Source organism: Roseibium sp., from assembly GCF_050301095.1.
Lineage (GTDB): Bacteria > Pseudomonadota > Alphaproteobacteria > Rhizobiales > Stappiaceae > Roseibium.
In genome coordinates, this window is record NZ_JBNKYW010000177.1 from 15,193 (window position 1) to 37,643 (window position 22,451).

The window sequence follows — 22,451 nt, forward strand, 5'->3', positions numbered from 1 at the left end:
GCGGTCACGGCGTTTCAGTCCCTTCAATTTCGGTTTTCAAATCACTGAGTGCAGCATGGGTCGAATTGCGCCTCGGCGTCCAGAGGCCACGGTCGATTGCCTCGAGAAACCGGGCCTGCATTTCCTTCAAGCCGGCCGGATTGGCCTCTTTCAGAAAGTTCAGCACTGTCTCGTTGTCGAGATACGCGTCATAAAGCTGGTCGAAATGGTGATTGCCGACCGCGCGGGTTGTTGCGGCGAAGGCAAAGAGATAGTCGAGCGTTGCCACCATTTCGAAAGCGCCCTTGTAGCCGTGACGCATGACACCGTTGATCCATTTTGGATTGGCGGCACGGCCACGGACCACCCGGCCGATTTCCTCCGACAGGGTCCTGACGACCGGCCGCTCTGGCCGGGAGTGATCGTTGTGGTAGACCTTCGGGGCATCGCCTTTCAGCGTTTCGACGGTCGCGACGAGCCCGCCCTCGAACTGGTAATAATCGTCGCTGTCGAGAAGGTCGTGCTCGCGGTTGTCCTGGTTGTGCAGAACGGCATCGACGGAGGTCAGCCGGGTTTCCAATTCTCCCCTTGCCCCCTCGCCGCCAGCGCCGCCGCCATAGGCATAGCCGCCCCAGGTCAGGAACGCCTCGGCAAAATCGCCGCGCTCGGTCCAGATGCCTTCGTCGATCAGCGCCTGAAGACCGGCGCCGTAGGCCCCGGGCCGGGAACCGAACACACGATAGCCCGCCCGGCGCTGCGCCTCTTGCAGGTCGAGTCCCTGTTCGTCGGCCAGCTTCCGTGCGTCCGCCTGCATGCGCGCCGCAACGGGGTTTGCCTCCGCCGGTTCTTCCAGTGCGCCGACGGCACGCACGGCGCTGTCGAAAAGATCCATCTGATGCGGGAATGCATCGCGGAAGAACCCGGACACCCGAAGCGTGACATCGATGCGCGGACGCCCAAGTTCGGAGAGTTTCAGAATTTCAAAACCCGTCACGCGTCCGGAACCGGGTTCCCACACCGGCTTTGCCCCAATCAGCGCCAGCGCCTGGGCAATGTCGTCACCGCCGGTCCGCATGTTGGCGGTCCCCCAGCAGGTGAGCACAAGCGCACGCGGCCACTCGCCTTCTTCCTGAAAGTAGCGTTCGGCGACGAGGCTGGCCGATTGCTGACCCAGCCGCCAGGCCGTTTCCGTCGGCACTGCGCGGACGTCGACCGAGTAGAAATTCTTGCCGGTCGGCAGGACATCGGGACGTCCTCGCGTAGGAGCGCCGGAAGGTCCCGGCTCGACAAAACCGCCGTCGAGCGCCGTCAGTACTGCGCCCGTTTCCGCGATCCCGGAGTTCGTTACGGACGGGTGCAACCGCTCGCTGATTTCAGTGAGGACCGCCCGCGTTGCCGCCCACCCCTCCGGCGCGATTCTGTCGCCCGCGACAAGATCGCGAGCAAGCAATTCGATGCGTTCCACCGTGTCACCATTGGTGCGCCAGGGAGCGTCGGAAACCACCAAAAGTTTCTCCGGCTTATCTTCGTCCCAGATTGCCGAAAAATCGCAGTCGAGCGGGTCGAATTTCTCTAGTGCCAGATCGGAGGCAAGCGCCCGTTGCAGGCTTTCCTCTTCCGGCTGGCTGCCACGGGGAACGCGAGCCAGCGCCACGAGGAGATCCGTCAATTGGTCGCCCTCCGGGCTCTCGCCCAGAATGTGCAAGCCGTCCCGGATCTGCAGTTCCTTCAGGTCGCACAGGTGCGCATCGAGGCGCGCGAGGCGGGTATCCTCGTCCATCTCGCCAGTGAGGCCGATATCCTTGTCGAGCCCGTGCCGGGTGGCCGTATCCAGGATGTCCCGAGTCAGCGCCTTCAACCGCCGCGGGTCGACGCCGCTCGCCAGATAATATTCATCGAGCAGCGTTTCGAGTTCTTCCGCGACGCCGTGGCTCTCGGCACGTGTCAGCGGCGGGGTCAGGTGGTCGACTATGACGGCGGAGGTCCGCCGTTTTGCCTGGGCGCCCTCTCCCGGATCGTTGACGATGAAGGGATAGATATTCGGGACCGGCCCGAGAACGGCTTCCGGGAAGCAGGCCTGTGAGAGCGCCAATGCCTTGCCGGGCAGCCATTCCAGATTGCCGTGTTTGCCGAGATGAATGACGGCATCGGCCCGGAAATGTTCGCGAAGCCAGGTGTAGAAGGCGAAATAGTGGTGCGGCGGCACCAGATCCGGATCGTGGTAGGTTTCCTTCGGATCGATATTGTAACCGCGCGCCGGCTGAATGCCGACGACCTGGTTGCCGAACCTGTGCAGTGCCAGCCGGAAAGCGCCGTCCGTTACATGCGGATCGTTTTCCGGCTCCCCCCAGCGGTCGATGACCGCGCTCCTGACAGCGTCCGGAAGCCGATCGAATGCGCGCCGGTAGCCTTCCAGGGGAAGAGCTTCATATCCTGACCGGGTCTCCCGACCTTCCAGCGCATTGGTCACACCAGACGTCAGGATGCCCATCAGTGCGGAGGACGCTTCTGGAGCCACTCCAACGTCGTAACCCTGCGCCTTCATCGCCTTCAAGACGGAAACGCAGGATGCCGGCGTATCGAGCCCGACACCGTTCGCAAGGCGGCCGTCCTTGTTCGGATAGTTCGCCAGGATCAGTGCGGTTCTTTTGTCTGCGGCCGAAACATGTCCAAGCCGCGCCCAGTTTGCCGCAAGCCCGGCAACGAAACGCATGCGGTCCGGGGCCGGTGTAAAACGCACTGGCGTCGACTGTGTCGCTTCGTCAAAGACGCCTTCTTCCTTGAAAGACACAGCCCTGGTCGTCAACCTGCCGTCGATTTCCGGCAGGACCACATGCATTGCAAGATCCCGGATCGACAGCCCCTGAACGCTCTCTTCCCACCCCTCTTTTGAGGAAGAGGAAAACACCACTTGCAGGACCGGCTTGCCGATGCGGTCCAGCGGTGTCGGCTGATGGGCAGCACCCGCCTTTGAGACTGCGAAGGCGGTGCCGTTCAGGACGACATCCGGCCGAGCCGCGTCAAACAGGCTTTCCAGAACCGCAACGGATTCGGCCTCCTTCAGGCTGGCAACGAAAACCGGCAGAGCGTTGACGCCCATCTCGTCCAGGGCTCTCACAAGAGCATCGACGGGCGCAGTCTGCGCGCCCTGCACCAGCGCCCGGTAGAAGGTTATTGCCGCGACGGGCCGCGCGGGATCCGCCCAGGTTGCTTTCAGCGTGTCAAGATCTGGTGCCGCGTGCCCCGGAAGATGAATGCCGGCACGCGGAAGTGGCACCGGATGGGCCGGTTCCTCGCCCTTTCCGATCAGGTACGCGGCAAATCGCAACGCATTGGCGTAGTTTTCCGCACCGCCCTCCACGCAGTAGCGCCAGAACCTGTGAACCGCTTCAGGCGGTAGCGTGGACCTTCCGGTCAGGCTCTCATCCCATTTGTCGTCACCCGGAATGACGATCAGGCCGATCCCGTTTGCGCGCACCTCTTCCTCGAATCGCTCGAGGCCGTAGCGCCAGTATTCGACGCCACCCAGAATGCGCAGGATCACCAGTTTTGACCCTCGCACCGTCTGTTCGGCATAAAGGTCGACCGAATAGGGGTGCGAAAGCGCCATGAGATTCGCCAGGCGCAGGCTGCTCCCCTGCCCGTTCAGTCCGGCCCGCGCGGCAGCAAAGCTGCCGAGCTCCGTGTCGGCGGCGGAAAGAAACAGGATGTCCGCAGGCGATTGTCCGAGGTCGACCGCGTCTCCGCCGTCATCGATCCGGCGCGTCTGGCTGGCAAGAATATGCATCTAAGTCTTTTAGACCCTGTCCCGTTTGCGCGTCAGGCAGCGGCTTTGAAACCGCCAAGCAGCCCGCCGACGGCTTCAAGGTCGAGCCCCTTCAGGCCGATGACGACCAGCTTGCCGGCGCTCTCCGCTCCGGCCGCGAACCAGGTCTCCACGCGAGGGCCGACCGCCTGCACCATGGCCGGGGCCGCCTTGCCTTCGATCCTGACCGCGCCCTTGATGCGCAGAACGCCTTTCAGCGCCATTGCCTCCTTAACCTTGTCCTCAGCTGCTTTCAGGCTACCGAAGGCCGCGACGTCCAGAACATGGCTTTCAAAATCATCGTGGTGATGATGGTCATGGTCATGGTCATGGTGATGATCGTGGTCGTCATCGTGGTCATGGTCATGGTCATGGTCATCGTCGTGATGATGGTGGTGATGTTCATGACGCCCCGCCATGTCGTCTTCCGCGGCTGAGCCGCGGCCGAGCAATACTTCAATCGGCAGGGTTCCATTTTCCGAAGAAACGACGTGAACGGCCGGACGGACGTCTTCGGCAATCTTCTCGTGAATTCCCTGAAGGGCCTCGGCGCTCACCAGGTCCGCCTTGTTCAGCACCACAAGATCCGCGCAGCGCAGCTGGTCGTGGAACAGTTCCTCGACCGGACTTTCGTGGTCGAGCGCTTCGTCCGCGGCCCGCTGTGCTTCAAGCGCCTCTTCGTCGAGCGCAATCCGACCTTCGGCGAGAGCTGCCGCGTCCAGCACCGTGACGACACCGTCGACGGTCACTTTCGGCTTGACGCTCGGCCAGGAAAAGGCACGCACCAGAGGCTGCGGCAGCGCCAACCCAGAGGTTTCGATGACGATGTGCTCCGGCGGCGTTTCGCGCGCAAGCAGCATTTCCATGGTCGGCAGGAAATCATCGGCAACCGTGCAGCAGATACAGCCGTTGGTGAGTTCGACAACTTCCTCCGCGGCACAATCCGGGTCGGCGCAGCCGTTCACCAGCGAGCCGTCAAATCCCATGTCGCCGAACTCGTTGACGATCAGTGCAATGCGTTTGCCGCCGGCATTCTGCAAAAGGTTCCGGATCAGCGTGGTTTTGCCGGCACCCAGAAACCCGGTGACAATCGTTGCCGGAATCTTCTGGCCCGGCTGCGTGGAATATGAGGTCATGCTTTTATTTCCGGTTGAGTGTTGGGTTTCAGGAGCAGCGGCAGACCGGCAGCGACGAACACAACCTGACGGCATACCTGCGCCATATCCTGATTGAGCCGTCCCTGCGCATCACGGAACGACCTGGAAAGTCGGTTCTCCGGCACGATGCCCATGCCGACTTCATTTGAAACAAGGACGCAAGGCCCCTTGAGGCCAGCCAGCGCCTCGCAAAGCTGTGCGGTTTCGGTGCCGATATCTCTGTCTGCGAAGAAAAGATTGGAAAGCCAGAGTGTCAGGCAGTCGACCAGAACGGTCCTGTCGGGCCTGCACTCGCGCAGGATCACCTCTTTCAGGTTGATCTGCTCTTCTATTGTTTCCCAGGACGGTCCACGCTGATGCTTGTGTGCCGAAATTCGGTCGGCCATTTCGACATCATTGGCCGCCCCCGTCGCAACGTAGATTTTCCGAAGGCCGGACTTTTCGACAAGTTTTTCCGCGAACCGGCTCTTTCCGGAGCGCGCACCGCCCAAAACCAGCGTGGCCCGAGGGCCGAGTATGTCCGTCACCTGACTTCTCCCCGCCGTCCACCCGACAGCGTTTCAGGGTTGCACTAGCGACGGCCGGTCTCCTGGCTCGCGGCTCTGCGCTCCCATACCCCTTCCCGGCCGTCGGCCAGTGGTTCATGCATGGGCGCTTGCCGCTCACAGTTGCGGGGGCAGCTCCGGATTGAGGCGTCAGACACCCATACCGGATTCCCGTTTCATCCGGATCAGGCCGCGCCCTTTCCGGAACCGTCGAATTCTTCCTAGCCGGATAATCGGGCAGACACAAGCAGGCGTCTCGATCTGGAAAGAAAGGCCGGAAGACCGGACAGACCTGCGGCCAACTCCATGTTTCCAGCAGCGCAATGATTTTCGGGTGCTACATTTTCGCAGATTTCGCGCGGGAACGCCTTGTTTTTCCAGTTAAACTCTTCGTCTAATCCTATGAAACAACTTAAGTTTTCCACATACCGTTCAAAAAAATGACGGCTTGATGAAAAAAACGGCTCTTGGGGCTTGGCAAACGGATCAAGCCTTTGATATACGCATCTCCATCGACGGGGGCGGTGACGCACCGACCTCCAACGTGGTGATCCCCAGTAGCTCAGTTGGTAGAGCAAGCGACTGTTAATCGCTGGGTCGCTGGTTCGAGTCCGGCCTGGGGAGCCATCACCACCTCCTGCTTTGAGCAGCTTTTTCTCCCGACAAATTGTTTTCCGAGCTTCTGGTGGCCGAGCGAAGACGCGTACTGGCGTGTTCTGCATCTCTATTGGCGCGTTCACGAAACTTCGGGATCGTCACGACAAAACATCACCAACTACTCCCTCGCATCAGTTCCAGCACAGGAACCTTGGTAATACTCCCGGTCCGGAATCAGACAAATTGGTATTTTCGGGTATATAGCTTCGACACGGATATTACCGATTCCCGACGGATCAGCCGAGGACCGCATGACCGTACTCATTACCGGCGGTGCCGGATATATCGGATCGCATTGTTGCGTGGCGTTTCTCCAAGCCGGTCACGATATTGTCGTCCTGGACAACTTGTCGAACGCCAACAGCCTCAGCCTGGAGCGGGTTGCAGAGATCACAGGCCGGAAGGTGTCTTTTGAATTTGCAGATATCCGCGACCAGCCGAAAATCGAGTCGGTGCTGAAGCACTACAAATGCACTGCCGTCGTGCATTTTGCCGGACTAAAGGCTGTTGGCGAATCCACTCAAATGCCGCTTGCCTATTACGACAACAATGTCGTCGGCACGCACAGGCTGCTCTCAGCGATGGCCAATTGCGACGTCAGGCAGATGATCTTTTCGTCATCCGCAACGGTTTACGGGGAACCGAAGTTTTTGCCCCTGACGGAAAACCACCCTACCGGGGCGGTAAATCCCTACGGCCGGACCAAATTGATGATCGAGGAGATGTTGCGCGACGTCTCTGCCAGCGATCCGGCGTGGCGCTTCGGCATTCTGCGATACTTCAATCCGGTCGGGGCACACGAAAGCGGCCTCATCGGCGAAAATCCGCTTGGCATTCCGAACAACCTGATGCCTTTCATCACACAGGTCGCCGACGGGCGGCGCGAACGCCTCTCGGTTTTCGGCAATGACTACGACACCAGGGACGGAACGGGCGTGCGCGACTATATCCACGTTACGGACCTTGTCGAGGGCCACCTGCGGGCCCACGAGGTTCTGGCGTCAGGATCGGCGTCTTCAAATTGCCTTACCGTCAATCTCGGCACGGGCACCGGTTATAGTGTGCTGGAAATGGTGCGGGCCTTCGAGCGGGCATCAAACAAGGAAATCCGCTACGTTTTCGCCCCCCGCCGGGAAGGCGATGTCGCGGAATGCTTTGCTGACACGAGCCTGGCAGAAAAAACCTTGGCCTGGAGGGCGGAACGTGGTCTGGAAGCCATGTGCCGCGATACCTGGAACTGGGTCTGCAAAAACCCAAGCGGTTACAGCTCCGAAGAAACCTGACCCGCTTCGCAACATTGGCCAGTCCCCAAAATGCGCCAACCTGATGCCGTCGACATCAGGCGCTCAGGCGGTCTCCTGCCAACCAGACTCCATCGACCGCCATGTCTTCGCGCAAGAGAACGAGGTCGGCGGACCGCCCAGCCTGAAGCCTACCAAGCGGACACCCGAGTACGTCCGCAGGACCGCTGGTCACCATGGCAAGGGCCTCTTCCAGGGGGAGACCGACCGTATCCGTCAGATATTTCAGCGATGCCGGAAGGTCGATGTCGGCACCCGCAAGCGTTCCGTCGGCCAGCGTCAACCGGCCGTCCCGGCGAAAGATTTCACGCCCCCCCAGCATGAACGAAGTCACATCGGTGCCGGTTTGCGACATGGCATCGGTCACGAGAAATATCCTGCCCGGTCCCCGCTTTGACCTGAGAGCGATTCCGATCGCAGCGGGATCAACATGGATACCATCCGCAATCAAGCCGACGCTCAGCGCGCCAAGATCAAGCGCCGCGCCGACGAGCCCGGGTTCGCGGTGCTGCAAAGGGCTCATGGCGTTGAAAAGATGCGTGACGAGCGACGCACCGGCCTCTGTCGCCTCGCGGCACAGGCGGTAGGAAGCTCCGGTATGGCCGAGACTGACATGAACGCCCGCTGCCGCCAGCCGCGCGATCTGCTCGCCACCAACAGTTTCGGGCGCTAGCGTGATGATCAGGCTCGGCAACGCTTTGGCCGCTTCCAGATAAAGCGCAAGGTCGTCATCCGTCATCTTGCGGATGAGACCGGCATCATGCGCGCCTTTCCGCCCCGCGAACAGATGCGGTCCTTCCAGATGAAGGCCATGAAATCCTGGTACGCCTTCCTGCCAGGCCCGAATGCCCAGTTCGACAACTCTTCGGGTTGTCTCCGGTGTATCCGTGATCAAGGTGGGCGTCAGGGCGGTGGTTCCAAGACTGAGGTGAGCCGCACAGATCCGGGCAATGTCGTCGACACTTTTCGCATCGCCCAGCATCAAACCGCCACCACCGTTCACCTGCAGGTCGATCAGGCCGGGGGCAAGGACCCCTACCCCAAGATCGGAGACCTCGATTCCGCCGGCGATATCGCTTGCAGGACAGATTCCTGAAACGCATCCGTCTTCGACCAGCAGAGCTGCATTCTGGTGAAGCTTCTCGCCGTCGAAGATCCGGCTGCAGCGGTAAGCGGTTGTCCGGGTCATACCGTTTGAGTGACCTTTTTCAGATGTTTCGGAATGTCCGGATTGAAGCCGCGTTTGCGGGCAAACCATTCGATAAAGGCATAGAAGGACACGATCTGAACCAATGCGTCGGTCAGGGGATGCTCCGCGCTTTCGAAAGGAAGCTTGCCGGCACGCTCCACCAGATTGGTGGTGGCAAAGACCTGGCCGCCCTGATCGAACATCCTGTCGGCGGCTTCGGCGAGGCCGGCTTCCGCGGCATCGCGGACACCGAGAGCAAGGATCGGATAACCGTTTTCAACGATGGACACCGGTCCGTGCATGACTTCCGCCGAAGAATAGGCCTCCGCGTGGATCTGACAGGTTTCCTTGAATTTCAAGGCCGCTTCATTGGCAATGGCAAGACCGGGCCCCCGGCCGATGACATAAAGCGAGCCGCGCTTTTCGATCGGCTCGGCGAGCGCCTGCCAATCCATGTCAATGGCTTTTTCGAAGTGCCCCGGAAGCTCTGAAAGCGCCTTCAAGAGCGTTTCGTCACCGCCGATTTCCGCAAGCAGCAACAAGCCGGCAAGCACTGAATTGACGTAGGTCTTGGTCGCGGCAACACTGCGTTCGGGGCCGGCACAGATATCGATGGCAGCGCCTGACAATTGGGCAAGCTTGCTGTCGGCGGTGTTGGTAAGACCGACCGTGAAAGCGCCCTGATTGGCCGCACTTTCAACCACCGAGAGAATATCCGGGCTGGCTCCGGACTGGGAAATGGCAATCACCAGTGCCTGGCCGAGCTTCACGTTTCCGCTGTAGATGGACGATACCGACGGACCGAGCGAGGCCATCGCAAGGCCCAGGTAGATTTCCGCGGCATATTTCAGGAACGTCGCGGCGTGATCCGAGGAGCCACGGGCAACACTTGCCAGAAACACCGGGGCATCGATCCTGCCCGCGATTTCCCGGATTTGCGGATGAGCCTCTGTCAGCAATCTGCGGGCAGCGTCCGGAATCTCCTCGATCTCCCGGCGCATGTGCGTCGGGGTGGCTTGGCTCTTGGCGTCGGTCATTTGGTCAGTCTTCCGAGATTTGCAAATCGGCGATGAAGTCATAGGCATCGCCGCGATAAACAGAACGGGTGAACTCCACGACATTGCCGGACGCGAGATAGGAGACCCGCTCGATCTTCAGCCCCGCCGATCCGGCAGGCACGTCGAGAATGTCAGCATCTATCTGATCCAGGTTCCGCGCAGAAATACGTTGGATAGCGCGCACCGGCTGCATGCCGGAAGCGCGCAACACGGCGTAAAGTGACGAGGTCACGCGCTCGGGATTGGGCAGGACGGTTTCAGAAAGCGAGGCCCGTTCGATGGCCATCGGGATGCCGTCGGCCTTCCGGAGCCGGTCCACACGAGCCACCCTCTGCCCAGAGGTCAGCCCCAGAGCAAAGATTTCCTCGGGCGATGCCGGAAAGATCCCGCGCCGCAGCCACTCGCTGCTGGCAGTCAAGCCGCGGCGGGCCATGTCCTCGCTGAAGGACGTCAGGCTGGACAGACGCTGTTCAACCTTGTGCACTTTCGGTGCCACATAGGAACCACTGCCCCGTTTCTGAACGACAACCTGATCGTCCACCAGCCCGGCCACGGCCTTTCGGACCGTTACGCGCGACAGGTCGGTGATCGCGGCAATTTCCCGCTCCGAGGGCAACGGCTCGTTTTCTTTCAGCACGCCTTCGTCGATTGCCTGCTGGATACGCCGCCGAAGCTGCAAGTACCGCGGGCCGCGCGAGTTCGCCAGCCAATCGTCACTTTCCAGCATGGAGATGAAATCAGTCATGAAACGAAGCGCCTCAAGGAGTGGAAATAATACCTTTCAGATACCAATTTAAACTCTATCGAAACCGAAAATCAAGTGGTAAAAGCAATCTTGGCTGTTAACCTGAACCGAAACACGGCGGAAATGCCCGAACATTCGGCGGTTCCAGTCGCATAAATTCATTTGAGCGTACCAGAGTTCACAAAGCATGCCCCTTCCGACGACTGAAGACCGCGACCCGCAATCCATCGGATTGTCGAAGAAAACAGATGAGGAAGTGCTGTCTCTCCTGCTCGACCGGCAAATCGCAGCCCTCAAGGTCGCCGCCGAGGCAATTCCACAGATCTCAAGAGCTTCCGCCGCCCTGCAACGCGCGGCCGAACTGGAGAGAAAGATCGGATATTCCGGCGCGGGGAGCGCGGGCCTTACTGCTCTCGCCGATTGCCTGGAACTGCCCGGAACATTCGGCTTTCCGCCAGAGCGCATGCGGATCCTCTTTGCAGGCGGAGCGGAAAACCTGCTTCGTCTTTCCGGCTCCCATGAAGACGACGAAAAAAGCGGGAAAGATGATTTCGAAACGTCCGGCCTCGGCGCCGGCGACATCCTGATCGGCGTTTCCGCCAGTGGTTCAACGCCTTACACGCTCGGGACGTTCAGGGCCGCGAAAGCTGCGGGGACAAAAACGATCGCAATCGCGAACAATCCCAACACCCCCCTGCTTCTTGAAGCGGATCACCCGATCCTTTTGAAAACACCGCCTGAAATCGTCGCCGGTTCAACGCGCCTGGGCGCGGCGAGCGCTCAAAAAGCCGCTCTCAACATGATTTCCACCCTGGTCGCCTTGCGGCTCGGGCACGCAGTACGTGGCCATATGGTCAACCTTGTCGCGGACAATGCCAAGTTACGCCAACGAGCTCAGCGCATCCTTCAGGATCTGACCGAATGCTCGCCGGAAGACGCGGCACAAACGCTTGAAGCCGCCGACGGCCGGGTCAAGATCGCCGTCCTGATGCTTCGGGAAGGCCTTGATGTACGAGCCGCGGAAAAGGCTTTGATTTTGCACGACGGAAACCTGCGCGCCTTCCTCTGATCTCTTCACCTTCCGTCGATTTGCGATACGAAATCCGGCAGAAATAAGTACCTAATGGCCCAAAAGGCCACACGCGTTTGAAATCGTGAGAAGCCGGTTGAAATACCGGTCTTATTCGCTTTTCCGCCTCCCTCCCGCCCTTTGCCAATTTCCTTAAAAGATGCATGCCAATTATTTTTTTGGTTTACTCATCTCTTCATTGGTTGCATATTGGTATTATAAATGGATGTTAACAAATAGAATCCAGAGGCGATTGAACAGGCGATGATCACCTGTTTTGATATTGGCGGCACCTTCATCAGGCATGGCGCGCTCCAACCGGACGGCACCGTTGCCGAATGCGGTCGCGTGGCAACCCCGGGCAACGACTGGAATGCCTTTGTTTCCGCGATCGAACAATGCGCTGGAGAAGGATCTTCGCCAATCTCGATTTCCCTTGCAGGAGCGTTTGACACGCGGACGGGTATGGCGGACGTCGCCAATATTCCCTGCCTTCACAAGCGGGCCGTTTCGAGGGATCTGGAAGAGGCGCTCGGTCGCAAGGTGCTGATCACCAATGATGCCAATGCTTTCGCGTTGGCGGAAGCTGTCGATGGCACCGGCCGGGGCAAACCTGTCGTCTTTGGTATCATTCTCGGCTCCGGCGTGGGCGGAGGCCTTGTCGTAAACGGCGAGCTGGTGACCGGTTACGGCGGAATTGCAGGAGAATGGGGGCACGGCCCCATCATGGATCCGACCGCGGGCGGCAGTCTGAAAGGGCTTCAGCATTACCCCTGCGGATGCGGGCAGACCGGGTGCATCGATGCCGTATGCTCCGCGCGTGGCATGGAAAAGATCCACAAATCACTTCATGGTGTCGACGTTTCCAGCAAGGACATCACAAAGGCCTGGCATGAAGGCGAGGCTTCCGGCACCGAGACTGTCGAAGTCTTCACGACGCTGTTGTCGCGTGCACTGTCCGTGCTTGTGAACACACTCGGCCCGGATGTGATTCCCGTCAGCGGCGGTCTGTCCAACGATACCGCACTTCTGGACGAAATCGACCGCAAGACCAGGTCCCTGGTGCTCGCGGACTATGGCGCCCCTCTGGTCGTCAGGGGGCAGTTTGCCGCAAACGGCGGTCTGCACGGTGCCGGGATCGTTGCCCGCAAGACCTTTGGCGAGGGCACCGCATGAGCCGGTTGCCTCTCGAGGTTTGTGTCGACACGATCGAGGGCGCCTTTACCGCTGCCGCAAACGGCGCCGATCGCATCGAACTATGCGCAGCGCTCTCGGAAGGCGGCCTGACACCTTCCGCCGGCTTCATGACCGCCTGCGCTGAGGTGCCGGTCCCCGTTTATGCGATGATCCGTCCGCGCGGTGGCGACTTCTGCTATTCCGAAGACGAAAAGTCCCTCATGGTGAGAGACATCGAGGCTGCGGAAAAAGCAGGCCTTGCCGGTGTCGTCATCGGCGCCGTTACGGCCGATTATGAACTGGATGCAACTTTTCTGTCTTCTGCAATCGCGGGCACTTCCCTGCCCGCAACGCTGCATCGCGCCTTCGACACGCTGACCGACCTGGAGCGAGGCGTCAATGATGCCATCGATCTCGGATTTGAACGCATCCTGACTTCCGGCCGCGCTACACGCGCGGAACTGGGTTTGACGGATCTTGCGGCCGCAGTCAGGCAATCGGCCGGGCGCATCTCGATCATGGCCGGCTCCGGTGTCACGGCGCAAAACGCGGCGCGCATCTTGCGCGGCACCGGCGCCGACGAGCTGCACGCATCCTGCTCATCCCGTTTGGCCGTTCCCACCCCGGAGTCGCCCGATTGCAGGTTGGGATTTGTCCAGCCCAACGGCGCCAAAATGACCGATGGCACACTCGTCAAAAGCCTCAGAACCGCAATAGATCAGTTTATGGAGACCGCAGCATGAAGACCGGCTACGTCGGCCTTGGCGCGCGTATCGCGAATGTCAGCAATTGTTTGCAGGAAGGTTCCGCGGAATTGGACCCCTGTGCCTACGTTGATCCGTCACCTGCCGGCCTGAGATTTGTCGAGGAAAAAAGCGGCAACAAGCTGAGTGCCTATTCCGAGCTTGAAGACATGCTGCGCTCGGAAAAACTCGAACTGCTCATGATCGGCTCTCCCAACTTCATGCACCTGGACCATCTCAGAACTGCGCTGCGTTCGGATGTCCGGTATATCTTTTGCGAAAAGCCGATTGTCACAACTGAGGAAGAAACTTTCGAGCTCCTGAGCCTGTTGAGAGAACACGGCGGGGCGGAACGGGTTATGGTCGGCCTGGTCCTGCGCTACTCGCCGCTTTACGTGGAGCTGAAAAAGAGCCTGAAATCAGGTCAGATCGGCAAGGTTGTTTCAATCGAGGCCGCCGAGCACATCGGCCCCTACCACGGCTCCTTCTTCATGAGGGACTGGCGGCGTTATTCCAGAAATTCCGGCGGTTTCATGCTGGAGAAATGCTGCCATGACCTTGATCTCTACCAGGGCGTCACCGGCTGCCGGCCGCGCTATGTTTCCAGCTTCGGCGGTCGCAAGAGCTTCGTTCCGGAAAACCGGCCGGATCAGGATCACAGTTTTCCGAGACCGGAAATCAGCGATCGTGTCGACCCGTTCACTCCACGCTGGGGCGGTGGCAATGCCGACTTCGATTCTGACGGAGATCTCATCGACTACCAGACAGCCCTCATTGAATATGAAGACGGCGCCAATCTTTGCTTCCACACAAACATGTATGTCCCGGACGAATTCCGCCGCTTCGCGATCATGGGGACGAAGGGCATGGCGGAAGGCGATTTCATCCGGAACTACTACCGCGTCCATGACGCGCTGACGTCGCGCTGCCTCGTCGACAAGCCCCGGCTTGTCGAGCATAGCAACGGTCACTATGGCGCCGACGATGCAATGGCCCGCGATCTCAATACCTATTTCAAGAACGGCGGGAAACTGCCGGTCAGCGTGCTGGATGCGCTCGAGGCCGGGCTCACAGCGATCAAGCTGGATGAAGCGCGCCAATCGCGTGCCGTACTCGATCTGGCGGACACCTGGCAGCAATTCGACAGCTACGGGCTGGCATAGGGGGACCCATGGCGCATACCGCGAAACAAAAAGACTACTTTCCGTATCTGCTCCTGGTACCGGCATCTGCGGTGATGCTGGCCATCGTCGCCTACCCGCTGTTCGAAACTTTCCGGCTGTCCTTCACCAACACCAGCATGAGCCCGAACTTCGAATACGTCGGTCTGGCGAATTACGAAAAACTCATGGAGCGCCGTTTTCCCGAGGTGATCGCGCGCACGTTTTACTGGATGGGCATCTCCGTCGCGCTGAAGATGATGATCGGAACGCTCGGCGCGGTCCTTCTGAACGCCATGGTTCCGGGCCGGACACTCTTCCGTATTCTGGTGATGCCGCCCTGGGTCATTCCGATCGCCATCGGTGTCTTTATCTGGGGCTGGATGTACAACGGCCAATTCGGCATGATTTCGGGCGTCGCTCAGCGGATCGGCATTTTGGACGGTCCCTTCGAGTTCCTCGCCTACAAGAATTCCGCCTTCATGGCCACCATCGTCACCGACGTATGGATCGGCGTCCCCATGGTGACGCTCTACCTGCTCGCCTCGATGCAGTCCATTTCCAAGGACCTTTATGAGGCCGCATGGGTGGACGGGGCGTCCCGCCTCTACCGGTTCCGCCGGATCACCTTTCCTCTGATCCTGCCGTCGATCGCGACCATGGCGCTCCTCTCGGCGATTGCGACCTTCAATTCCTTCGACATTATCTGGATCCTTACCGAAGGCGGGCCGCGCGGTGCGACCACCACGATGATCATCGACACCTACAAGACCGCAATCAGCCGCTTCAAATACGGCGAAGGCGCCGCCAGAACGGTCATGATCGTCCTGTTCCTCGGCTCCTTCACACTCGTCTATTTCACGCTGCTCTCGCGCCTTGCCAGAAGGAGCCCGAACAATGCTGCATAAGTATCGCTGGTACGAATACGTCCTGATTTATTTCGGCGTCGCAGTGTTCCTGACCTTCGTGCTGGCCCCGTTCGTGGAAGCCTTCGTCGTGTCCCTGCGTCCGCTCAACAGCCTGTTCTCGATCCCATACAAGTTCATCACCGACAAGATGAGCTTCGAGGCCTATTTCTCGATGTGGAAGAACGTTCCGCTGCTGTGGATGTACATGCTGAACTCCTTCTTCATCGCTTCAGTGGTGACGGTGCTTGGCCTGATTTGCATCATTCCGGCAGCCTACGCCTTTGCCAGGTTCGAATTCCCGGCCCGCAACTCGCTGCTCGGCATCTTCATTGCCGTGAACATGTTCTCCGGTGCGGTGCTGATTATTCCGCTGTTCAAGCTGATGCAGCAATACGGCATGCTGAACACCTATTTCGCGATGATCGCCCCGGGCACCGCCTTCGTGATCCCGACCGGCATCTGGCTGCTGCGCTCTTATCTGATCCGCATTCCGAAGGAGCTTGAGGAAGCTGCCTGGGTCGATGGCGCCGGCAAGATCTATACGCTCTGGCGCGTGATCATTCCGGTCGCATTGCCGGGCATCGTGGTGGTCACGATCACCGCCTTCATCACCGCCTATGCGCAGCAATTCATCTATGCGCTGACCTTCAATTCCGTGAACGAGCTGAACCCGTTGCCGGTCGGCCTGTTCCAGTTCTTCGGACGCCAAACGGTCGTCTGGAACGAACTCATGGCCGCCAGCCTCGTGGGCATTCTACCTGTGCTGTTCGTCTATGTGTTCCTGCAACGCTACATCGTCGCCGGTCTCACGGCAGGCGCTGTCAAAGAATAAAAATAAAAAAATACTAACCAGAAAGGGAAATCAGATGACACTGAAATCACTTCTTCTGGGTGGAGCCATGGCTTTCACCCTCGTCGGAGCCGCACAGGCGGAAGACAAGACCATTCACATGATCAACTGCGGCGACAACACCGGCGCCGGCATTCCGATCCAGGACGAGCTGATCAAGGGTTGGGAAGCGAAGAACCCCGGTTTCAAGGTTGAAGTCGAGTTCGTGCCGTGGGGCCAATGCCAGGAGAAATCCACGACGCTTGCAAGCGCGGGCAACCCGCCGGCCGTCGCCTATATGGGGTCGCGCACGCTGAAGCAGCTTGCCGCCAACGACCTCATCATTCCGGTTAACATGACCGAGGAAGAAAAGGCGACTTACGCGAAGCCGATCCTCGGCACCATCACCGCCAACGGCAAGCAGTGGGGTCTGCCGCGCGCCTTCTCCACAAAGGCTCTTTACTGGAACAAGGATCTCTTCAAGGCCGCCGGCCTCGATCCGGAAATCCCGCCGAAGACCTGGGATGAGATGTACAACGCCGCAAAGGCGATCAAGGACAAGACCGACGCCGACGGCTTCGGCCTGGCCGCCGCTTCCTTCGACAACACCATGCACCAGTTCATGAACTACGTTTATACGAACGGTGGAGAAGTCATCAGCGAAGAAGGCCAGATTGTCTTCAACTCCCCGAACAACGTCGAGGCGCTGGCCTTTTACGGCAAGATGGCAACCGTCTCCCAGCCGGGACCGATCGCCTACGACCGCGCCAAGCTGCGCCCGCTGTTCTCCGAAGGCAAGATCGGCATGTTCATCTCCGGTCCGTGGGAGCGGACCCGTGTGACGGACGTGAACTGGGGCGTCGCACCGCTTCCGGTCGGCCCGAATGGCAAACCCGGTACGCTTCTGATCACCGACTCCCTGGCTGTATTCAAAGGTTCAGGTGTTGAAGAGCAGGCTCTCGATCTCGCCAAGCTTCTGACCAACCCTGAAAACCAGATGGCTTTCGAAATCGCGGAAGGCTACACGCCGCTGCGCGACATGCCGGAAGTTCAGGAACTGGTCAAGAAAGACCCGACATGGAAAGCCTTCCTCGATGCGATCCCGACCGGTGGTCCGGAGCCGTTCGTAACCGACTACGTCGGTCTGCAGGACACGATCAACGAGGCCGTTCAGGGTGTTGTTCTGGGTGAAGTCGGTCCGGCGGAAGCCGTCGAAATCGCCGCTGAGCAGCTTGAGGAATTCAAGTAACACCTTGAGCACTGACCGGGCCCTCGATTTCCCACCTTGGGGGCCCGGCCAATTCATCAAAGAAGGAATGACCATGGGCGAGTTGCAGCTACGCGACGTACGCAAGAGCTATGGCCAGATGGAAGTCATCAAGGGTGTTGACCTCGATGTCGAGCATGGCGAGTTCATCGTTTTCGTCGGTCCGTCCGGATGCGGAAAATCGACCCTGCTGCGCATGATTGCGGGACTTGAGGAAATTACAGGTGGCGACATAACGATCGACAGCAAGGTCGTGAACGATTTGCCGCCGGTCAAACGTGGCATCGCCATGGTGTTTCAGTCCTATGCGCTTTATCCGCATATGTCTGTCTACGAGAACATCGCCTTCCCCCTGCGTGTCGAGCGACTGTCGAACGACAAGGTGGAAGAAAAGGTTCAGAATGCCGCCGGCATTCTGCAACTGGCCAGTCGCTTGCACCACAAGCCCGGTGAGCTCTCCGGCGGACAGCGTCAGCGCGTCGCCATCGGGCGGGCAATCGTGCGGGAACCGTCCGTCTTCCTGTTCGACGAGCCGCTTTCCAACCTGGATGCAGCACTTCGAGCGGAAATGCGCGTCGAACTGGCCAAGCTTCATACCGAACTCGACGCGACCATGATCTATGTGACGCACGATCAGGTCGAAGCCATGACCATGGCCGACAGGATCGTTGTTCTGGATCATGGCGTCATTTCCCAGGTCGGATCACCATTGGAGCTTTACCACAAGCCCCGGAACCTGTTTGTCGCCGGCTTCATCGGCAACCCGAAAATGAACTTCGTCAATGTGACCGGTAAGAATGCAACCGAGGACGGCGTCATCGTCGCCCTGCCCTCCGGCCAGGAACTTACCGTCAATGTGGCAGCGCGCGGAGACGTCTCCGGCAAATCGCTGACACTCGGGATCCGTCCCGAGCATCTGACACTCGGTCCGGCGGATGCATCCATCGAGGTCGTCCCGAATGTTGTCGAGCATCTCGGCATTCACACGGTGACCTACAGTACGGTGGACGGTGCCAAGGCGACGTTCTGCAGCCTGTTGCCCGGCTCCGCCCCCGCAAAGGTCGGCAAGGCGGTTGCCATGGGTTTCAATGGCAAGGATTGTCATCTGTTTGACGAAAACGGACAGGCTTTCGAGCGCAATCTCTCGGTGTCCGATCTTGATGCAGCGGAAATGCACATCTGATTCTGCGCGCATTCAGACAGCAAAAAGGCCGCCCGATTGATCGGGCGGCCATATTTTTCGACTGTCCTGAAAAAGGTGGGCAAGCCGTCTGGAGGACTAGACGACTTGCCCACGGGCGGCGACGGGCTCCATACGCGTCACCACGCCGTTCCTGTGAAACACCAGCCTGTCAAAAAGATTGGTCACGACGCAGGTATGGTTCGGAATGATCCGGACCCGTTCGCCGACCTGCGGCTTGCGCTCTGACCGGCTCAAGTCGACCACGGCATGTTCTTCGCTGAGCGACACGATCGAGGCGTCCGGATAGTCGACGATATGTCCATGATCGGAGAAGCCGAGCAGATCGGACGTCAGCGCCTTCGAGCCGGAATCCAGAACGGCGCGTGTTTCCGTCGGTCTCGAGACAACGGTGGCGATCACGTTCATGGCGCAATCGTCCATGTCGCACATTCCGGCGCGCACCAGGGACCGGTCGTTGAAGATATAGGTACCGGCGCGATGCTCGGTGGCGCTTGGCACCAGATCGGAATCGAAAAGGCTCGGCGAACCGCCGTGAGAGACGACGGCGCAAGCAAGTCCCTCCTCTTTGAGAAGTGCAACGGTTTCGGCAAAAAAAGCCTCCACATCCGCCTCCGAAGACGGCTTGGGATAGGTCAGTATTCCGTGGAACTTGAGCCCGGATCTTTCGGCGATACGTTTGGCAAGCTCGACGGCCGCCGCCGGTGACTGGACGCCGTTACGGCCCGCGCCGGTGTCGCATTCGACCAGGACCTTGAGCGGTTGCGCCTTGTCGAAACTCTCCGCCAGCCCGTCAACGACAACGGTGTTGTCGGCGACCACCTGAAGATCAACCTTTGAATTGAGCGCTTTCAGGCGATCCAATCGGGCCGCGCCGAGCAGGTTGAAGGTGATCAGGATGTCCTTGAAGCCCGCATCCGCGAAGACTTCCGCCTCGCTGACCTTCTGGCAATTGATGCCCTTGGCACCCGCAGCGAGCTGCAAGGCCGCAAGTGCGGGGATCTTGTGCGTCTTGATATGCGGCCGGAAATTTCGACCGATCCGGTTGAAGTACTCCTGCGCAACCTTGATGTTGGTTTCCATGATCGTTTCATCGATCACGGCCACCGGTGTCAGCAGATCAAAGATGGAAAGCCCTACAGTCATCGCTCACTCTCCAATGCTTCCGGCCAGCCCGGGCTCGAACAGATATTTGATTTCTTCCGGCGACGTCCGGTCCAGGATCGGCCAGATATCCCTGGGCGCTTTCCTGTATGGCGTCGTTCTTGGGTCTTTCGGATAGGCACGTCCGGCCGCACAATAAAGGATAAGCGGACTGACCCTGGCAAAGGACTGGTAGAAGTGGTTGGTCGACTTGACGACAAGGATTTTACGTTCTCCGGGCTCAATGCCGAAATTGGAGAACAGGGTCGTATCGAAACATTGTGCACGGGTTGAATTGAGGATGACCTCGATGCCGCCGATACGGATGAGGGAGGCATCCCCGATCGGCACGATGCTGTCACCGAAACGCTGCTCCGCGTTGCGCGTATTCCGTACGACTTCCACCTCGGCATCGATCGGGTTGCCGGTTTCCGGCGCAGACTTGGCACCGAAGCGCAGCATCATGCGCGCGCCCTCGCCGGCCGCGTGGCAAAGCTGCACGGCAATCGGATCCCAGACGGACCCGAATGCGACGCTTTCAAGGTTCCGATCGAGTGCTTCCTTCAACAGCACCGTGGCATCGCCTGCGGTCCCTCCGCCTGGATTATCCCACATGTCGGCAATGGTGACCGGACCGCCATCAAAGGCCAGAGCCTGGTCGAAGGCCTCGGCAGGCGTGAGTTCGGAACTGCGAACCTTGCCCCGCAATTCAAAGAGCGCATTGCCGAGTTCTGCGGCAACAGCTTCCCCCAGAGCGCGGTCATTGTCGGTGACCGCAATGACCTTTGTCCCCATTTCCGGCACATCCCCGGCAAGGAAACCGTGAATGACGGACAGCGACAGGATCCCGTCTGTCTCGGCTTCCTTCCGCATCATGTCGTCGACAAACTGCCGCATCGGCTGGGTGGAGGTCGGGAAGACATCGATCATCTTCGGATCGAAGACGCACATCACAGGCCTGACCCTGCCGGCAACCGTTTCGCCTGCGATCCGCCAGGCATCCTCGGCGCGGTCGACAAAGTCTGTGTGAGGGAACTCCTTGAAGGCGACCAGTGCGTCCGCCGCCGCGACCCGCTTGGCCGTCAGATGACTGTGCGGGTCGAGGGTTGCGATGATCGGCGTCCCCGGGCCGACAAGGTCACGGACCCTCTGCAGAAAATCGCCCTCGGGATCGTCATAACCGTCGGCTACCATCGCGCCGTGAAGACCGAGTACGATAACGTCGAACGGTCCGCCAGCCCGGATCTGGTCGAGGATCTCGTCCCGAAGCCCTTCGAAGGTCTTTTTGGAAATCAGCCCGGCGGGGTCGGCCCAGGCTGCTGTTCCCTCAACCAGTTGCCAGCCATGTTCCCTTGCGAACTTCCGCCCGACGGGAATCACTGCCGAGCATAACGTCGGGGTTTCGGGATGCTCGCCGGGACGGGCCAGCAAGGATGCCTTGAAGGCGTTGATGTCGATGCGGATCGGCGAGAACGTGTTGGTTTCAGTTGCAAGTGCTGCTGTAAAGGCGCGAGGCTGCTTCATGATCAGGACACAGCTCCCATGGGGTTAGGCAGATAACCCGTAAAGCCGCAGATCTTCCAGCGGCCCTCTTTCCTGACACAGTAATAGAGCGTTTGCCAAAGAAGCCGGTCCTCGGCCCCGTCCGCCCGTTTGATCCGCCCGTCAAATTTTTTGCGTGCAATGGCGCGGTTGCCGTCGATCTCGATGTCGTTCAGCCGGGTCGCGTCAAAGATGGCCGCACGCGCATCTTCGGCGAAGTTGGTCTGCCCGAATTCCTCAGCCTGCCTCAGCCACTCACGCCTGTAGGTTTCAAGGTCGGGAAAACCAAGCCTCCATGCGTCCGGGTTCGGTTGTTTGCCGGCATCCACCCCGAAAAAGGCTTCTTCGTCAAAGTCATCCGCAACACTTGGCCAATCGGCGGCCACAAAGGCGTCGATGTCCCGTTTGACCAGCATGTCCCAGATCTCGGACCGGTCGGGATCCGCCCCTTCAAAAGGGTTTGTTTGACTGTTGTGAAGACCCTGCATTTCGGAAACCATTTTCAATTTGATGGTTGATTTTTTCAAAATATAGGGATGAAATAGAACCAATGTCAAACCACTATGTAAATCATTTTCATTTTTGGAGTGAAGAATGTCGATTAAACGCTACGGAGCAGAAAAGTCGGGAGCCGGCGGCCAGAACCTGCCGTTCGCACGTGCCGTTGAAGCCGACGGCTGGCTTTATGTGTCCGGCCAGGTCGCGATGAAAGACGGTGAGATCGTAGGCGGCAGTGTCGTTGAACAGACCCATCTGACAATCAAGAACGTCATCGCGATCCTGGAAGAGGCCGGCTACGGACTGGAACATGTTGTCCGGGTTGGTGTCTGGCTTGACGACCCGCGCGATTTCTGGTCGTTCAACGGTGTCTATAAGAGTTACTTCGGCGAACATCCGCCGGCGCGTGCCTGTGTTCAGGCGTCCATGATGGTCGACTGCAAGGTCGAAATCGACTGCGTTGCCTACAAGAAACCGGA

General features: G+C 59.4%; 19 protein-coding genes, 1 tRNA gene and 1 riboswitch. Of the genes, 11 read left to right on the plus strand and 9 right to left on the minus strand.

What is annotated here, in order from left to right; translation table 11 throughout:
* Positions 1 to 4 precede the first annotated feature (4 nt).
* The 3 genes from cobN to cobU are packed head-to-tail and all read right to left on the minus strand — an operon-like array spanning position 5 to position 5,459.
* Positions 5 to 3,766: a cobaltochelatase subunit CobN gene (gene cobN / locus ACQY7U_RS16685; RefSeq protein ID WP_428646606.1), complete on the minus strand. Its 3,762-nt coding sequence runs from the start codon at positions 3,764 to 3,766 to the stop codon at positions 5 to 7.
* Positions 3,767 to 3,798: 32 nt separating this feature from the next.
* Complete coding sequence (gene cobW / locus ACQY7U_RS16690; RefSeq protein WP_428646609.1) at positions 3,799 to 4,920, minus strand: cobalamin biosynthesis protein CobW; 1,122 nt, start codon at positions 4,918 to 4,920, stop codon at positions 3,799 to 3,801.
* Positions 4,917 to 5,459 (minus strand): bifunctional adenosylcobinamide kinase/adenosylcobinamide-phosphate guanylyltransferase, encoded by a 543-nt coding sequence (cobU, locus tag ACQY7U_RS16695; protein WP_428646657.1) that lies wholly within the window; start codon positions 5,457 to 5,459, stop codon positions 4,917 to 4,919. Before cobU ends, cobW begins: the two co-directional genes overlap by 4 nt.
* Positions 5,460 to 5,503: 44 nt before the next feature.
* Positions 5,504 to 5,713, minus strand: a riboswitch (cobalamin riboswitch).
* 324 nt (positions 5,714 to 6,037) lie between these two features.
* Here cobU and ACQY7U_RS16700 point away from each other — a divergent pair.
* Positions 6,038 to 6,113: transfer RNA gene (locus tag ACQY7U_RS16700), tRNA-Asn, on the plus strand.
* Positions 6,114 to 6,394: 281 nt separating this feature from the next.
* Positions 6,395 to 7,426: a UDP-glucose 4-epimerase GalE gene (gene galE, locus ACQY7U_RS16705; RefSeq protein WP_428646612.1), complete on the plus strand. Its 1,032-nt coding sequence runs from the start codon at positions 6,395 to 6,397 to the stop codon at positions 7,424 to 7,426.
* A 55-nt stretch (positions 7,427 to 7,481) separates the two neighbouring features.
* On the opposite strand, the gene nagA is transcribed toward galE, so the two are convergent.
* The 3 genes from nagA to ACQY7U_RS16720 are packed head-to-tail and all read right to left on the minus strand — an operon-like array spanning position 7,482 to position 10,436.
* On the minus strand, positions 7,482 to 8,633 hold the full coding sequence (nagA, locus tag ACQY7U_RS16710; RefSeq protein ID WP_428646615.1) for an N-acetylglucosamine-6-phosphate deacetylase: 1,152 nt from the start codon (positions 8,631 to 8,633) through the stop codon (positions 7,482 to 7,484).
* Positions 8,630 to 9,670 carry an SIS domain-containing protein gene (locus tag ACQY7U_RS16715; RefSeq protein WP_428646618.1) on the minus strand — a complete coding sequence of 347 codons (1,041 nt, stop codon included), beginning with the start codon at positions 9,668 to 9,670 and terminating at the stop codon, positions 8,630 to 8,632. The genes nagA and ACQY7U_RS16715 overlap by 4 nt, the downstream gene beginning before the upstream one ends.
* 4 nt (positions 9,671 to 9,674) lie before the next feature.
* The gene (locus ACQY7U_RS16720) at positions 9,675 to 10,436 is read right to left on the minus strand and encodes a GntR family transcriptional regulator (protein WP_428646620.1); all 762 of its coding nucleotides are present in this window, start codon (positions 10,434 to 10,436) and stop codon (positions 9,675 to 9,677) included.
* A gap of 187 nt (positions 10,437 to 10,623) precedes the next feature.
* Between ACQY7U_RS16720 and ACQY7U_RS16725 the strand changes: the two genes are divergently transcribed.
* The 8 genes from ACQY7U_RS16725 (at position 10,624) to ACQY7U_RS16760 (ending at position 18,771) form a co-directional block, all read left to right on the plus strand.
* On the plus strand, positions 10,624 to 11,505 hold the full coding sequence (locus ACQY7U_RS16725) for an N-acetylmuramic acid 6-phosphate etherase (RefSeq protein ID WP_428646623.1): 882 nt from the start codon (positions 10,624 to 10,626) through the stop codon (positions 11,503 to 11,505).
* 264 nt (positions 11,506 to 11,769) lie between these two features.
* Positions 11,770 to 12,681, plus strand: coding sequence for an ROK family protein (locus ACQY7U_RS16730; RefSeq protein WP_428646626.1), 912 nt, complete (start codon positions 11,770 to 11,772; stop codon positions 12,679 to 12,681).
* Positions 12,678 to 13,424, plus strand: a complete 747-nt coding sequence (locus ACQY7U_RS16735; protein WP_428646629.1) for a copper homeostasis protein CutC — start codon at positions 12,678 to 12,680, stop codon at positions 13,422 to 13,424. Before ACQY7U_RS16730 ends, ACQY7U_RS16735 begins: the two co-directional genes overlap by 4 nt.
* A complete protein-coding gene (locus ACQY7U_RS16740) occupies positions 13,421 to 14,587 on the plus strand; it encodes a Gfo/Idh/MocA family protein (protein ID WP_428646633.1) in 1,167 nt (388 codons plus the stop codon). The genes ACQY7U_RS16735 and ACQY7U_RS16740 overlap by 4 nt, the downstream gene beginning before the upstream one ends.
* 8 nt (positions 14,588 to 14,595) lie before the next feature.
* On the plus strand, positions 14,596 to 15,492 hold the full coding sequence (locus ACQY7U_RS16745) for a carbohydrate ABC transporter permease (protein ID WP_428646636.1): 897 nt from the start codon (positions 14,596 to 14,598) through the stop codon (positions 15,490 to 15,492).
* The gene (locus ACQY7U_RS16750; protein WP_428646639.1) at positions 15,482 to 16,324 is read left to right on the plus strand and encodes a carbohydrate ABC transporter permease; all 843 of its coding nucleotides are present in this window, start codon (positions 15,482 to 15,484) and stop codon (positions 16,322 to 16,324) included. The genes ACQY7U_RS16745 and ACQY7U_RS16750 overlap by 11 nt, the downstream gene beginning before the upstream one ends.
* Before the next feature lie 34 nt (positions 16,325 to 16,358).
* Positions 16,359 to 17,570, plus strand: a complete 1,212-nt coding sequence (locus ACQY7U_RS16755; protein WP_428646641.1) for an ABC transporter substrate-binding protein — start codon at positions 16,359 to 16,361, stop codon at positions 17,568 to 17,570.
* Positions 17,571 to 17,643: 73 nt separating this feature from the next.
* Positions 17,644 to 18,771 carry an ABC transporter ATP-binding protein gene (locus tag ACQY7U_RS16760; RefSeq protein WP_428646644.1) on the plus strand — a complete coding sequence of 376 codons (1,128 nt, stop codon included), beginning with the start codon at positions 17,644 to 17,646 and terminating at the stop codon, positions 18,769 to 18,771.
* Between the two features lie 96 nt (positions 18,772 to 18,867).
* Here the strand turns inward: ACQY7U_RS16760 and ACQY7U_RS16765 are convergent, their stop codons facing one another.
* Genes ACQY7U_RS16765 through ACQY7U_RS16775 form a run of 3 tightly spaced genes read right to left on the minus strand, consistent with a single transcriptional unit; the run spans position 18,868 to position 21,890 of the window.
* A complete protein-coding gene (locus ACQY7U_RS16765) occupies positions 18,868 to 19,935 on the minus strand; it encodes an alanine racemase (protein ID WP_428646646.1) in 1,068 nt (355 codons plus the stop codon).
* Between the two features lie 3 nt (positions 19,936 to 19,938).
* Positions 19,939 to 21,456, minus strand: a complete 1,518-nt coding sequence (locus tag ACQY7U_RS16770) for a M81 family metallopeptidase (protein WP_428646649.1) — start codon at positions 21,454 to 21,456, stop codon at positions 19,939 to 19,941.
* A 2-nt stretch (positions 21,457 to 21,458) separates the two neighbouring features.
* Positions 21,459 to 21,890: a hypothetical protein gene (locus ACQY7U_RS16775; RefSeq protein ID WP_428646652.1), complete on the minus strand. Its 432-nt coding sequence runs from the start codon at positions 21,888 to 21,890 to the stop codon at positions 21,459 to 21,461.
* A gap of 178 nt (positions 21,891 to 22,068) precedes the next feature.
* Between ACQY7U_RS16775 and ACQY7U_RS16780 the strand changes: the two genes are divergently transcribed.
* Positions 22,069 to 22,451: RidA family protein (locus ACQY7U_RS16780; RefSeq protein ID WP_428646655.1), on the plus strand; the 383-nt coding region annotated here is incomplete at its 3' end.